At 59.9% G+C, this 13,847-nt stretch carries 15 protein-coding genes; 2 read left to right on the top strand and 13 right to left on the bottom strand.

The genetic code is table 11. The features are described 5' to 3' along the window. Positions 1–21: 21 nt before the first annotated feature. On the top strand, positions 22–450 hold the full coding sequence (locus ACI3L3_RS15055) for a response regulator (protein ID WP_404845970.1): 429 nt from the start codon (positions 22–24) through the stop codon (positions 448–450). A 773-nt stretch (positions 451–1,223) separates the two neighbouring features. Beyond that, a complete protein-coding gene (locus ACI3L3_RS15050) occupies positions 1,224–1,571 on the top strand; it encodes a hypothetical protein (protein ID WP_404845969.1) in 348 nt (115 codons plus the stop codon). Between the two features lie 560 nt (positions 1,572–2,131). Here the strand turns inward: ACI3L3_RS15050 and ACI3L3_RS15045 are convergent. From ACI3L3_RS15045 to ACI3L3_RS14985, 13 genes are all read right to left on the bottom strand, one after another. After that, the gene (locus ACI3L3_RS15045) at positions 2,132–2,989 is read right to left on the bottom strand and encodes a glycine betaine ABC transporter substrate-binding protein (protein WP_404845968.1); all 858 of its coding nucleotides are present in this window, start codon (positions 2,987–2,989) and stop codon (positions 2,132–2,134) included. Between the two features lie 146 nt (positions 2,990–3,135). After that, positions 3,136–3,984, bottom strand: a complete 849-nt coding sequence (locus ACI3L3_RS15040) for an ABC transporter permease (protein ID WP_404845967.1) — start codon at positions 3,982–3,984, stop codon at positions 3,136–3,138. Further along, entirely contained in the window at positions 3,984–5,174 is a 1,191-nt protein-coding gene (locus tag ACI3L3_RS15035) for a glycine betaine/L-proline ABC transporter ATP-binding protein (RefSeq protein WP_404845966.1), read from the bottom strand. Before ACI3L3_RS15035 ends, ACI3L3_RS15040 begins: the two co-directional genes overlap by 1 nt. 210 nt (positions 5,175–5,384) lie before the next feature. Further along, positions 5,385–5,570 (bottom strand): Nif11-like leader peptide family natural product precursor, encoded by a 186-nt coding sequence (locus tag ACI3L3_RS15030; protein ID WP_404845965.1) that lies wholly within the window; start codon positions 5,568–5,570, stop codon positions 5,385–5,387. Positions 5,571–5,779: 209 nt separating this feature from the next. Continuing rightward, a complete protein-coding gene (locus ACI3L3_RS15025; protein ID WP_404845964.1) occupies positions 5,780–7,021 on the bottom strand; it encodes a PAS domain S-box protein in 1,242 nt (413 codons plus the stop codon). A 248-nt stretch (positions 7,022–7,269) separates the two neighbouring features. Further along, entirely contained in the window at positions 7,270–8,109 is an 840-nt protein-coding gene (locus ACI3L3_RS15020; protein ID WP_404845963.1) for an amidohydrolase family protein, read from the bottom strand. A gap of 130 nt (positions 8,110–8,239) precedes the next feature. Further along, positions 8,240–8,875, bottom strand: a complete 636-nt coding sequence (locus ACI3L3_RS15015) for a 2-oxoacid:acceptor oxidoreductase family protein (RefSeq protein ID WP_404845962.1) — start codon at positions 8,873–8,875, stop codon at positions 8,240–8,242. Then, positions 8,872–9,705 (bottom strand): 2-oxoacid:ferredoxin oxidoreductase subunit beta, encoded by an 834-nt coding sequence (locus ACI3L3_RS15010; protein ID WP_404845961.1) that lies wholly within the window; start codon positions 9,703–9,705, stop codon positions 8,872–8,874. The genes ACI3L3_RS15015 and ACI3L3_RS15010 overlap by 4 nt, the downstream gene beginning before the upstream one ends. 4 nt (positions 9,706–9,709) lie before the next feature. Beyond that, a complete protein-coding gene (locus tag ACI3L3_RS15005) occupies positions 9,710–10,858 on the bottom strand; it encodes a 2-oxoacid:acceptor oxidoreductase subunit alpha (RefSeq protein WP_404845960.1) in 1,149 nt (382 codons plus the stop codon). Beyond that, on the bottom strand, positions 10,855–11,109 hold the full coding sequence (locus ACI3L3_RS15000) for a ferredoxin family protein (protein WP_404845959.1): 255 nt from the start codon (positions 11,107–11,109) through the stop codon (positions 10,855–10,857). The genes ACI3L3_RS15005 and ACI3L3_RS15000 overlap by 4 nt, the downstream gene beginning before the upstream one ends. Before the next feature lie 349 nt (positions 11,110–11,458). Then, a complete protein-coding gene (locus ACI3L3_RS14995) occupies positions 11,459–12,151 on the bottom strand; it encodes an amino acid ABC transporter permease (protein WP_404845958.1) in 693 nt (230 codons plus the stop codon). Between the two features lie 15 nt (positions 12,152–12,166). Continuing rightward, the gene (locus tag ACI3L3_RS14990) at positions 12,167–12,868 is read right to left on the bottom strand and encodes an amino acid ABC transporter permease (RefSeq protein ID WP_404845957.1); all 702 of its coding nucleotides are present in this window, start codon (positions 12,866–12,868) and stop codon (positions 12,167–12,169) included. A gap of 79 nt (positions 12,869–12,947) precedes the next feature. Next, positions 12,948–13,775 (bottom strand): ABC transporter substrate-binding protein, encoded by an 828-nt coding sequence (locus ACI3L3_RS14985; RefSeq protein WP_404845956.1) that lies wholly within the window; start codon positions 13,773–13,775, stop codon positions 12,948–12,950. Positions 13,776–13,847: the final 72 nt, after the last annotated feature.

The following is a 13,847-nucleotide window of genomic DNA, read 5'->3' as shown; positions in this document are numbered from 1 at the left end:
TCATCTAAAGAGGAGCCAGCAATGGTCAACGCCCATGTCCTACTCGTGGACGACAATATCGACTTCGTGAACACCATGGCCGAACGTCTGCGTATGCGGGAGCTTAAAGTCTCCACCGCGACCAATGGCCGTGACGCTTTGGAAATGGTTGACTGTGAGTGCTTCGACGCCGTTGTGCTCGACATGCAGATGCCCGGTCTGGACGGCATTGAAACGCTAAAGCGCATCAAGGCCAAAAACGACGAGGTGCAGATCATCATCCTGTCCGGCCACGCCACTGTGCAGATCAGCGTGGAAGCCATGAAGCTGGGCGCGCTGGACTTCATGGAAAAGCCTGTGGACATGGACGCCCTGCTGGAGCGCATTCGCAAGGCGCAGGCCAAGCGCGCCGTGCTGCAGGAAAAGCATAACGAAGAGAAAATTCAGGACATTCTGGCGCGCCGCTTCTAGCCCGCGCACGGCCCGCCGGGCGTAAGGCGCAAGCATACGATTCTCCAACGCCGGGAAGGACACACGTCCTTCCCGGCGTTTTTCTGTGCAGAGGGGAGGGCAGGAGTGGCGGCGCGTGGAGCGTCGATATGGCGTGCAGGGTGTGGGTACGTTGACGCCTTGTACGAATATCGGAGCCGCGCATGACGCTGCGTGACGCCTCTCAGGGGACGAGCGCTCGTCTTGTCCTCTCTCCCCACGCATGCCGGGGCACAAGCGCTTTCTTTGGGGACAGTGGGCATAAGCCGCTGCGCCGCTGCAGTGTGCTCGTTGAGTGTGTGGCGAAATGTCGGGTGTGTGCTTTTTCAGGTGGGAGTGGGCCAGAGGGGCGAAGTGGACGTCGTCGGGCATGACACGGCTTACTCAGGCGTGGGCGGCCCCGCCCCTGTCCTATCGTCCGGTCACACCATTCTCCCGCCCCGCAGCCGGAGCGCGCCCTTTTTGGGGCACAGGATGCGCGGCAAAACCATGGTCCAGAGTTTCGGCCGCGGAGGGTGGCGGAAATGGGGCGGCTTGGGAGCGTTTGGCGCTGCTGGTGCCTTATGGGGGCGCTTTACGCTTTGGGGCATGCGGGGGCGTTGGCGGGTGGATTTCGGCCTGATTTCGGGCGTGTCACAGAAAATTCATTTTTTGCTGGACTCTCTACAATGCTGGTGCTAAGTGGGCCGCATTGGCATATGTGCTGATTGACCACACAATCAGGCATAACCGAACCCCCCTTTGCAGGAGAAGCCATGCGCATTCTTGTAGTAGAAGATGAAGGCAGACTGCAGACGTCGTTTGTCGAGCGCCTTACGGCCAAGAACATTGCAGTGGATTATGCTTCCGATGTGAACACCGCCATCAAATTCGCGCGAATGATGCGGTATGACGCAGCGGTTGTTGACGTACGCAATGGTCCCGCACCGTGTGGAGACATCCAGCGGGGTCTTTCCCGCATGCAGCCATGGATGAAAGTGCTCGTCGTGACGGGGCGCGGAGCCTGTAAAGGCTTTATGCCCGCAGCTGGCAATGAATTTCTGCTCAACAGGCTGACCCGTTCCCTTAACGGGGCGCCAACGAAGAGTGCGCGCTGCGCCTGACCCTGTTTGTTATCCGTGTCATGAAGAAAAGGGAGACCGAAACCTCGGCCTCCCTTTTCTGCGTTTGATGCGCAGCGTATGAGGTATGCTGAGCCAAGCGTCCCCTCTTTTTTGTACTGTCCGGTAGGTCTCGCTACCCGAAGGCGGGAAGAGGGCAAGGGCGTACCGCCACGCAAACTCTGCCTGACATGTTCCCCATGTTTCCGGACGAATCTGCTCCCTCAGTACCCTGACTGTCCCGTCCCTTCTGCGCCTCTCATTCACCGGCCAGCATTGGCCCGCTCTCCCTTCCTCTGCAAAGGCGGCTGTTCGCAGTCTTGCGGCGTTTCCATCGGCTTTGCCGCATGGGCGCCTGTGCCCATGCCGTTGCTTCTGCTCGCCGTCGTTATTTTTGAATTGATCTGTCATCTTCTTCGCGCCTCAGGCGGAAGCAGAATGCCGCACGGTTGCGCCGCGTTGCGGTGTGTTGCCGCCTTGGCGGTCCAGCTCCTCGGGCGCGGCAAACAAAAAGGGAGGCCGATTTCTCGGCCTCCCTTGCGTACAGTTGGAGCGTGTGTGAACTAGCCGTTGATCCAGCCGTCCACGGTCTCCTTATTCTCGTTGATCCACTTCTTGGCGGCCTCGTAAGGCTTCATGCCGTCCTGGATCCAGACCATGACCTCGGCCATGTCGTCGGGGGACCAGTAGAAGTTGTCGAGGAAGGAGTAGACCTCGGGCATATCCTTGTCCAGACCCTTGCGGGCGAAGGTGCCGATGAACTCTTCATCGCCGTACACGCCCTTGGGGTCCTTCAGGTACTTGAGGTCCCACTTGGCGAACATCCAGTGCGGGGTCCAACCAGTCACGGCAACCCACTCGTTGTGCTTGATGGAGTCCGCGAGGGTGGCGGTCATCATGGCGCCGGAGCTGGTGACGAGGTCGATGTCGCTCAGGTTGTAGGCCTTGATGGCCTTCTCGGTCTTGTCCACAACACCGGAACCGGGGTCGATGCCCACGATGCGGCCGCGGAACTTGTCGCTGACTTTGTTCATCTCTTCGAGGGAATCAATCTCCACGTAAGAGGGAACAACGAGGCCAATGCGGGCGCCTTCGAGGTTGGGGCCAAGGTTGTCCACCTTGTCTTCCAGCTTCTCAAGGTAGTGGCGCTGGGTAATGGGCAGCCATGCGGAGACCATGCCGTCAACGTCTTCGTCCGTTGCAACCGCCTGCCACATAGCGGCAGCAGAAACAGGTGTGATTTCACAATCGTATCCCATGCGTTCCTGCAGAACAGCGCGGACAACGTTGGTACTGGCGACTTCTGTGGACCATTCGACGTAGACGAGGTTTACGGTACCTTTGGCGGCCTGAGCAGCGCCGCAGAAGAGCGTGCCAATGAGCGCGAGAGTGGCAAGCAATGTAACGAAGCGAAAACGCATCCTTCCTCCTGGGTTATGGTTATACATGGGCCGCCGCGAAGTTGGGCGGCCACGGTATTTGGCGCATGCGGCCCGCGCGGAGCGGGAGCCTGTGGCCCCGGGCTGATCCGGCAGGCCGCATGAGGCCAAGAAAACGCGGGGTAAAACTAGGCGGCCTTCTTCTTGCGAGAGCCGACCTTCTGGAGAATTCTGTCCAGAGAGATAGCCACGATAACGATGCCGATACCGGCCTCGAAACCGCCGCCAACTTCCATACGCTGGATGGCGCGCCACACTTCGCCGCCAAGGCCGCGGGCACCAATCATGGCGGCGATAACGACCATGGACAGGGCCAGCATAACGGTCTGGTTGACGCCTGCCATAATGGTGGGCAGGGCTGTGGGCAGTTCCAGCTTCACGAGCTTCTGCCAGCGGGTGGAGCCAAAGGCGTCCGCACACTCGACCAGCTCGCGGGGGACCTGACGGATGCCGAGGCAGGTCAGGCGGATTGCCGGGGGCATGGAGAAGATAACCGTGGAGAAAATGGCCGCGACCTTACCCAGGCCAAAGAACGGAATGGCCGGAATCAGGTACACAAAGGCGGGCATGGTCTGCATCACGTCCAAAATGGGCATGACGATACGGTAAATCTTGTTGCTCATGGCGGAGCCGATGCCAAGGGGCACGCCCAGCATAATGGCGACCATGGTTGCCACGATAACCAGCGCAAAGGTGCTGATGGTGGCAGCCCACAGGCCGAGGTTCCAGATAAAGGACATCCCCACCAGAACGAAGATGGCGACGCCGCGTTTGCGGGTGAACCACAGGGCCAGTCCGGCAAAGAGCAGGATGAACAGCCACGGGGGCAGGAACATCAGGCCGCTCTCCAGCCAGTTCAGCACATGCTCCATGCTGGCCGCGAAGGCCTTGGTTGCAAAGGAGAAGTGATCAACAAGAAAGTTGATGCCGGTTTCGATTCCATCGCCAAGCGGTATTCGGGGGACTGTAAAACTCATTATGCTGCTCCTCGTTCTGCGACTGCACCCAGCAGAAGCCCGCGGACGATAACGCCCTTAAGCCTCTTTTTCTCATCCACAACGGCCAGCGGGTAGGGCAGGTTGTGCATAACCTGGAACAAATCCGCTGCGGGGGTGTCGGGCTGGACGGTGACAATGTCTTCCTGCAGGGCGCCATCCAGCGTCCGTGCGCCGTCCTGAACGAGCTTGACGGCCTCTTCGGCGGAGATAACGCCAGCGAGGCTTCGGTCCTTGCGCAGCACAAAGATGCTGGAAATCTTGTTCTTCTTCATCTTGCGGAGGGCCGCGCGGGGGCCGTCCGTGCCGAGCCATGCAACGGTCTCGGTCTTCTTCATCACGCTTTCGGCGGTGAGGATCTTGGTGATGTCCACATCCTCAACGAAGCGGCGGACGTATTCGTCTGCAGGATCGGTGAGAATGTCCTCTGCGGTGCCGATCTGGACGATTTCGCCGTCCTTCATGAGGACGATGCGGTCGCCGAGCTTGAGGGCCTCGTCAAGGTCATGGCTGATGAAGACGATGGTCTTCTGCATTTCGTCCTGCAGGGAAAGCAGCTCGTCCTGCATGTCGCTACGGATGAGCGGGTCGAGGGCGCTAAAGGCCTCGTCCATGAGCAGGATGTCGGCGTTGAGTGCAAGGGCGCGGGCAAGGCCAACGCGCTGCTGCATGCCGCCGGAAAGCTGTGTGGGGTAGCTGTCTTCCCAACCCTTCAGACCCACCTGCTCCAGCGCGACCATGGCGCGGCTGCGGCGTTCATCGTGCTCGATGCCGGCAATCTCCAGGCCGTACTCGGTGTTTTCGGCCACGGTGCGGTGGGGGAAGAGGGCGAAGTTCTGGAAAACCATGCCGAGCTTCTGCAGCCGCAGCTGGCGCAGCTCGTCGCTGGAAAGCTTCGTCACGTCAACGTCGTCGATGAAGACGCTGCCGCTGGTCGGCTCGATAAGCCGGTTGATGCAACGGACAAGGGTAGACTTGCCGCTGCCGGAGAGACCCATGATGACGACGATTTCGCCTTCTTCAACCTCGAACGAAGCGTTGTTCACGCCTACGCCGTGGCCGGTCTTCTCCTTGACGTCCGCTTTGGTTGCGCCATCTTCAAGCATGGGGACAACCTTTTTGGGATTGGGACCAAAGATCTTGTACAGGTTCTTTACGGCAATTTTTGCCATGCAATCTCCATTGGTTTGCATTAACGAACCACGCAAGGGTCTAACCTGTAATGTATGTAGACCCCGGTGAATAAGTACTGTAACGGCCCTGATGTTATGAGGATGAAGCCCTCTATGTGGCCGCACTAAAGACTACTGAACTGCCTGGAAGTGAAAAGGGGTAGAAAAGGGGAAGTATTGGGTATGTGGGTATACCCGGCCTCAGTGTGTCTACCTGTTTTCCATGGCGTCCAGCCGTTCTCGGATGATAGAGACGAGCTCTGCCGCGGTGAAGTGAAAATGGTGGTCCTTGGCTATGTCGACGATTTCTTGGGCGCGCATGGTGCGCATTTGGTTCAGGAGGTCGTCCCTATCCTTCAGCCATTCCAAAAAAGCGTACACACTCTCCTCGGACATGCATTCTCCTTCTCTATGGTTAAACCATGACTGCGGCGGAGTCTGGCGCGCCCATACGGGGCGCTTTGTTAGGCCGCATGAATGGCAGGGAAAACCGGGAGAAGATTCCCGGATGCCCCTGCCTCATGTTCGGCGCTTACCTTCATGCAGACGAGGAAAAGAAGAAAGGGGATGTGTGAGGGATAAAGCGGGTATTATTGCATACCCAACTACATTTGCACGTCTTTGCTATTGAGGAAGGTGTAGAGCGACACCTTCTTGCCGCGCAGGTCCAGTTTGCGGCGGATGTTTTTGCGGTGGGTTTGGACCGTGTCGTGCGCGGAGTGCAAAAGCTCGGAGATTTCCTTGGTGGTGTGCCCGGCGCGGATCATGCGGCAGACCTCCAGCTCCGTGGGGGTCAGCTTGAGGAACTGGCCGCTCAGGCCGTTCTCCGTGCCTTTGGTCATGTCTTCCAGCCGGTCCTCAAGGACGGTCTGATAGCCCTTGCGTACGGAGCGGCTCGACTCGTTGGCGATGTGCCCGAGTGCGGGAATGACGCGGGTTTCCACCTCTTGCGCCCATTGCTGCTGGAACTTTTTCTTCTCGTCGGCGGAGGCGCGGAGCACGTGCTTGAGGGTGACGGCCATCTCCTGCACGTGGGCGCGTTCCTGATTGAGTTCGCGCTCCAGCTCCTGTGTTTCGCTCACGTCGTGGGCGGTGATGGGAAAGTAGTTGCCGTCGTCGAGGTCCACCCGGCCGATGGTCAGCACAAGGGGGAACATTTCGCCGTCGATGCGCTTTCCCGTTGCACTCAGCTCCGAGAAAACGCCGTCCTGCAAGCTGTCCAGCTTGCTGACCAGTGCGCCGCGGTCGCCGCCTGCCACAATGTCGGGTACGGGGTGCTCCAGCAGTTCGTCCAGCTCGGTGCCCCACATTTCAAGGGCGGTGTTGTTGGCCGCCACAATGCGCAGGTTGTCGTTGGCGATGAGAATCGCCTGGAGCGAGGTTTGGAACAGGCTCAGAAAGAATTTTTCCCCGTCGTCAAGGGACGGGTCGTTCAGCCGTTCCGGCGCGGCGGCCAGCAGTTCCGGCTGGGCAAGGAAGGAGTCGTCTGTGGCTTCGGTGTCGGCTTTACCGTAAAGAACTTCCTCCACGGCATCGGCCACCCAGCGCAGGTCCATGACGGCGTCCAGGGCGCGTTCTGCCGATTCCTCGGCGGAGACGATTTCGTGGCCAAGGGTGCGGACGTATTCCTTCAACCCCAAAAGCGGGGCGGCGGAGCCGTCGCCAAGGGGCGGCAGGCTGTCCAGCACGGGCCACATGTTATCTGCACAGCGGCGGAAGTTTTTGTCATCAGCCGCGCGGTCGCGGCGGGCACTGAAAGCGACAACGCAGTCCGAAAGGCAGACGCGTAGCCTGTCACCGACGTCGTTCAATTCCTCGGGGGAAAGCTCGATGTCTCGTGCGCTCATTCGCCTCGACCACGCCTCGTTGACCCGGTCTGCGGCATGCTCCATGGTCAGCAGAATTATGGATATGGTATGTAAGCGTTTCTTTGACATCGTTTCCTAACGTGTTGTTATGCGGGCCTTGGATATTACGATAGGAGGCTCCACGTGTAAGAGATGAATGAAAGGCAGCGGGGTGTTGGCGAAAACGCGATGGGGGGGTGCGTTGCAACACTGGCCCGTGCCGAAAAGATGGAAGCGGTAGAGTCGTCTTACATCTTTTGGACAATATTCTCAAGGCGTTGCCCGTTTCCTACCCGATTGCGTGTGCAAAAGAGGGTATGGGCGTTGCTCATAACCTGCTCTAACTCGGCGTCAGTAAAGCGCAAACGCCGCTGCAGCTCGGCCATTTCGGCTCCCGGATCAAACAGTGGGTAGTCGCTGCCGAACAGGATGCGCTCGCGCGGGTGGCGGCGGACGATTTCATGCAGCGTGGCGTCGTCGATGAGGCTGAGCGTGCTGGAGGTATCAATATAGATATCCGTCCCTGCCAGCCCGTCCAGCACCCATTTCCAGTGCATGAAGCCGCCCATGTGGGCGGCGATAATCTGCAGGTCCGGGAACTGCTCGTGCAGGCGCTTCACCTTGTAGGGGTCGGTGGGGTTGGAGCCGGGCGGCTCCCTGTCGCCGATGTGAATCATGACGACAAAGCGGCCGGACATGGCTTCGTAAATGGGCATCATTGCCGGGTCGTCCATGGCGTAGCCCTGAAAGTCCGGGTGCAGCTTAATGCCGCAGATGCCAGCCTGCTCCAGTCTGTCGAGGGACCATTCCCACCGGTCGAAACCGGGATGGATGCTGCCGAAGCCGATAAGCTCGTCATAGCGCTGGTTCAGGTCGATAGCCCAGTTGTTGGCCGGGATGACCTGATCCGGCGAGGTGGCGGCGGTGTGGACCACGGCGCGGTCTATACCCGCCCGGTGGATGCGGTCGATGAGGTCCCCCGCAACGCCGGTGCCGGTGGCGGGGAGGCCGTAGTGGTCGGACAGTTGGTCGAGGACCTTGTGAACTATTTTCGGATGGAATGCGTGGGTATGAACATCGTACAACATGGCCCGAATGTTGTACTCCTTTGAACGCGAAACGCAAGCCGCCCCAAAATCTTTCGGTTTTGGGGCGGCTTTTTCCATGCAAAACGGGGAGTTGGGGCAGGGGCGTGGCGGCGCTTTCCGCGCCCTGCCGTCAGGATTTCTTTTTGCGAGTGGTTTTCTTTTTGGGCTTTGCGGGTGGTTCTTCAGCAGGTGGCGCCCACAAATCCGGGGGCGTTTTGAAGGTTTTTTTCGCCGTGTCGTACCCCATGTCGAAGGCTTTGATGTTGATGTCGATGATTTTGGCGGGCAGGGCTTGGCGCAGGCTGTCCTTCATGCGTTCGGGGTCGGCGAAGGGCAGGAGGAATGAGCAGGTGCCAAGGACGATGGTGTTCATGGCCTGCACCAGCCCAAGGTCATCCTGCGCCATGGTGGTGAAGGGCAGGCCGATGTACTGATTGGTGGGAATCTGCTTCACCAGCGTGGTGTTCACCAAAAGGACGCTGCTGGGCTTGAGCAGGTGGTAGTACTTGTTGCACGCCTCCTGCGACAGGGCGACCAGCAGGTCAATTTTGTCCGTCTTTGGGTAGCTGATGGGGCTGGAGCTGATAACAAGGTCCGTGCGGCTGGCCCCGCCGCGCGCTTCGGGTCCGTAGCTTTGGGTTTGGGTGACGAAGTAGTCGTGCCCAAGGGCGAGGGCCTGCCCCATCACTTTGCCAAGGGTCAACACGCCCTGACCGCCAAGGCCGGAGAGGCATATCTCGAATCTGTCGAGGCTTTGGGTGGTCATGCCTTTGTCCTCCTGAGGCTTGCGCGCATGTCGGCGTAGCGGTCTTCAAGGGGTGTTTCGTCGCGCTCGGCAAAGACGCCGATGGGGATACGCTTTGCGGCCTCTTCGGGCTTCAGCTTGTCGTAGGACTCGCGCTTCACGGCGTTCTTTTTGAGCCATTTGTACATGTCCACCGGGGTCTTGTACGCGTTTTTGCGGCCAAACTGGGTATGGCAGGGCGTCATGACTTCCACCACGTTGAAGCCCTTGCGGGTGATGGCGGTTTTGATGAGGCGGTCCAGCATGTTCACATGAAACACCGTCCCGCGCGCCACATAGCTTGCCCCGGCCGCGGCGGCCATGTCCACAACGTCGAAGGACTTTTCCAGCGCGCCGTACGGCGAGGTGGTGGTCCAGCTTTCCATGGGCGTGGTGGGCGAGCACTGCCCGCCGGTCATGCCGTAGATGAAGTTGTTGAGCACCAGCACGGTCAGGCCGATGTTGCGCCGCGCGGCGTGGATGAAGTGGTTGCCGCCGATGGACATGGCGTCGCCGTCGCCCGTGATGACGATGACGTTCATGTCCGGCTTGCACATCTTGATGCCGGTGGCGAGGGGAATGGCGCGCCCGTGCACGGCGTGGACGGTGTTGAAGTCCACATACACGGCCATACGGCCGGAACAGCCAATGCCAGCCACGAGGGTGACGTCGTCCTTGCCGATGCCAAGGCCGTGCACGCTGCGGATGAGCGAGCCAAGCACGATGCCGTGGCCGCATCCCGCACAGAAGACGTGGGGGAATTTCTTGTCGTGGCGCAGGTAGTGATGGATGAGTTGGGTTACTTCGGCCATGGCGTTATCCCTTCCTCAGCTTGTCGAGTATCTGGGCGGGGGTGATGATGCTGCCGTCGATGCGGTTGATGGTGGCGACGTCCACGCGCCCGTTGTTCACGCGTTTCACCTCGCGCGAAATCTGCCCCATGTTCATCTCCGGGACGATAATGCGTTTGCAGGTGCGCATTTGGTGTTCGGTTGCGGAGCGCGGGAAGGGGAAGAGGGTTCCCAGCTTGAGGAGGCCTGCCCGGATGCCTTCCTCGCGCGCCTGTGTGACGGCAAGGTGCGCCGAGCGCGCCACGCTGCCGTAGGCGACAACGACGGTGTCCGCGTCCTCGCACAGCACCTCCTCCGTGACCTGAATATCAAAGAAGAACTGGTCCACTTTGCGGAATTGGCGTTCAAGGGCCTGCACAACCTCGTCGGGCTTGGAGGTGGGGAAGCCCTTGTCGTCGTGCATGAGGCCGGTGACGTGGAAGCGGTAGCCGCTACCCACCGGGGGCATGGGCGGCACGCCGCGCACGGTTTCCTCAAAGGGTTTGTACCACTCCGGCGGCATGGACGGTTGCAGGCGCGAGATGACTTCCACATCCGTGGTGGCGGGGACGGTGATTTTCTCCCGCGTGTGGGCGGTGACTTCGTCTATGAGCAGGATGACGGGGATGCGGTAGCGTTCGGCAAAGTTGAAGGCCTTCAGCGTCATGTGCAGGCATTCCTGCACGTCCGAGGCGGAGAGGACGATGATGGAGTGGTCGCCGTGGGTGCCCCAGCGCGCCTGCTGCACGTCGCCCTGTGCGGGGCTGGTGGGCAGGCCCGTACTGGGGCCGCCGCGCATGACGTTGACGAGCACAAAGGGGACCTCCGCCATGCAGCCAAAGCCGATAAGCTCCTGCATCAGCGAGAATCCGGGGCCAGAGGTGGCGGTCATGGCCTTGCGTCCGGCAAGGGATGCGCCAATGACGGAGCCTATGCTGGCAATTTCGTCCTCCATCTGCATGAAGACGCCGTCATCCGTGTGCGGCAGGCGGGCGGCCATGCCTTCCATAATCTCGGAGGATGGGGTGATGGGGTAGCCCCCGTAATAGCTGCACCCGGCCAGAAGCGCGCCCTCCACGACGGCCTCGGCCCCGAGGGCGAAGATTTCCCGGCTTTCGCTGTAGGATGTGGTCATGACTTATCTCCTTCGTCCTCGGCGGGCTGGGCGCCCTTTGTGCGCTTTGGCGTGACGACGATGGCGAAGTCCGGACAGTGGAGTTCGCAGAAGCCGCAGTTGATGCATTCCTCCTCGCGCACGGGAACTGCGCACCCGGCAACCGGGTCCAGCTCCAGAACGTTTGCGGGGCAGAAGGCGACACAAAGACCACACACCTTGCACCAGTCCGGGTACACGGTGATGGTGGTCTGTCCTTTTGTTTTTGCCATGGCTTACTTACCTCTGGCTGGAAGGCGCGCAAACAAAAAAGGGCAATCCTCCGGGGAGGATTACCCTAAAACTTCGGCAAGCTGGGGCTGACCTGTTGCACGCGAGAACTTCCGCCATGAATCTGAAGTTGTGGCACTACCGTAACAGCCGATGCCTTCAAGATGTACCGCATGTGGCGTGCGCCTGCAATAGCATTTTCCTGAAAAGGCTGATGGATAGCGTTTTGCGTTGTGGGTGGCGTTTGTACATCGCGCCGTGGCGGTGGCGTGGTGGTGCAGCAGCGTAAAAAAAAGCCCCGCCGGAGTCCCTTTCTCCGGCGGGGCGGCGCACATGCGGGTGGGTGCTAGCTTACCCGCGCGCCTGATATCGCGATAGCTGGCGTTCCAGCCGGCGGCTTATCGAGGTGAGGATGTAGCAGATGATGAAGTACAGCACCAAGATGGTGACAAAGATTTCCATAGGCGCCACCAGAACGCGGTTGTTCACCTGGTCGGCGGCGAGCATCAGCTCCGGCACACCGATGATGGACGCCAGCGAGGTGTCCTTAGTCAGGCTGACAAACTGGTTGACGAAGGAGGGAATCATATTGCGCAGCGCCTGCGGCAGGATGACGTAGGTCATGGCCTGAAAGTGCGACAGGCCGGTGCCGCGCGCGGCTTCCATTTGTCCCGTGGGCAGGGCTTCAACTCCGGCGCGGACGATTTCCGCCACATAGGCGCCGGTGAAGACGATAAACGCCACAAGGGAGCTTTGGGTGGAGGGGATGGGGTGCCCCAGCACCACCGGCGCCAGAAAATAGAACCAGAAGATGAGCATAAGCAGCGGCGTGCCGCGCATGACTTCAATATAGATCATGGCGGGGATGCGCACCCAGCGCTTGCGCGACATGCGCATCAGGCCGGCGCCAAGCCCCAGCCAAAACGCGCCGAATATGCCGCCAAGGGCCAGCAGTATGCTCATGGCCAGCCCACCCAGAGGACCTTCCGGGTAGGCGCCGATGAGGAAGTAGTCGAAATTGTTCCAGACGATGTCCCAACGCATTGCCGAAGGCTCTCCCTAATGCTTGACGGTTCTCAGGAACCGGCGGTTGTACTGTGTAATGCACAGCGAGACCACAAGCGACAGACACAGATACATAAGCGTGGACACCGTAAAGGCCTCGAAGCCACGGAAGGTGTACGACTCGATCTGCCGCGCCATGTAGGTCAGCTCCATGACGCCGATGGTCATGCACAGCGATGAATTCTTAATGAGATTCAACGCTTGGGAGATGAGCGGCGGAATAATGATGCGGAAGGCCTGCGGCAAAATGACGTAGCGCTGCGCCTGAATGAAGGACAGGCCCGTCGCGCGCGAGGCTTCAAGCTGCGTCTTGGGGATGGAGAACACGCCGGAGCGGATTTCCTCCGCAATGAAGGCGGAGGTGTACACCGTCAGCGCAATCACGCCGGAGGCGAACTCGAAATCCGTGTTGTACAGCCATCCTTTGATGGCCTCGGGAAACAGCGGGTCCGAGCCGAAATACCAAAAGTAGATCTGCACAAGCAGCGGGGTGTTGCGGAAAAATTCCGTGTACGCCGCGCTCAGCCAGACGAGGGGACGCACTCTGGACATCCGCATCACCGCGATGACGGTGCCGAGCAGAAGCGAGAGGACAAGGGAGACGGCAGAGATTTTGAGGGTCATGATCAGACCGTCAATAAGCCAGTCCGCATACTTGCCGGACAGGACGAGCTGCCATTTGAAATCGTAGTTCACGGGCTTCCTTCCGCGTGGTGTGAGGTGGAACATGCCGGGGGCCGTGGCCCCCGGCTGTCAAAGACGTGCGGGGAGGCGTCTAGTCGTTGGCGCCGGGCCAGACTTCCATCTTCCACGTGGTGGGCAGATAGTAGTTGGTGTCCGGGCCGAACCACGTGTTGTAGACCTTCATGTACTCACCGGAGAGCCACATCTGGGCCAGGGTCTTGTTCACAAAGTCGCGGAAGTCGGAATCGTTCTCGGGCAGGCCGAGGCCGTAGGGTTCGTCGGCAATGTAGTCACCCACGATGTCCCACAGCTCGGGGTTGGGGTCGGAGCCCTTGAGGCCGAGAAGGATGGTGGAGTCCGTGGTGACCGCGGAAACCTTGCCCTGCTTCAGGGCAAGGAAGGCCTGCGGGTAGCCCTCAAAGGACACCACGCGGCAGTCGGGCTGGGCGGCCTTGATATTCTTTTCGGAGGTGGAGCCTTTGGCGGTGCCCACCTTCTTGCCGGCGAGGTCGGCCACGGACTTGATGCCGGAGCCGCGCTTCACGAGGATTTTCTGGCCGTCCATGAAATAGGTGATGGAGAAGTCGATGACGTCGTCGCGGGAATATTTGTGCGTCATGGTGGCGGCGGCGATGTCAATGGAGCCTTGCGTCAGCATGGGGATGCGCGTGGCGGAGGTGACGGGCTTCAGCTCCAGGTCAACACCCAGCTTGTTTGCAATGTAGCGGCAGATGTCGATGTCCATGCCCACAAGCTGCTTGGAATCCTCGTCCACATAGCCAAAGGGCACCACGGCGTCCTTAACGCCGCAGATGAGGGTGCCGCGCTCTTTAATCTGGTCGAGCTTTCCGGCAAAGGCCGCTGTAGCCATCAGAACGAGGCACAGCGCGACAAGGGAAATGAGGGTGGTCTTTTTCATTGGGCTTTTTCCTCCATGCGAAAGTGTTGCGGGGCGGGGTGGCCGCCGGGATATCCATCGGGCGCGGGGTGT

Origin of the sequence: Desulfobaculum sp. SPO524, from assembly GCF_044987625.1 — a bacterium.
Classification (GTDB): Bacteria; Desulfobacterota; Desulfovibrionia; order Desulfovibrionales; family Desulfovibrionaceae; genus Desulfobaculum.
The sequence above is the reverse complement of the archived record's forward strand: the minus strand, read 5'-3'. Positions and strand labels throughout refer to the sequence as shown.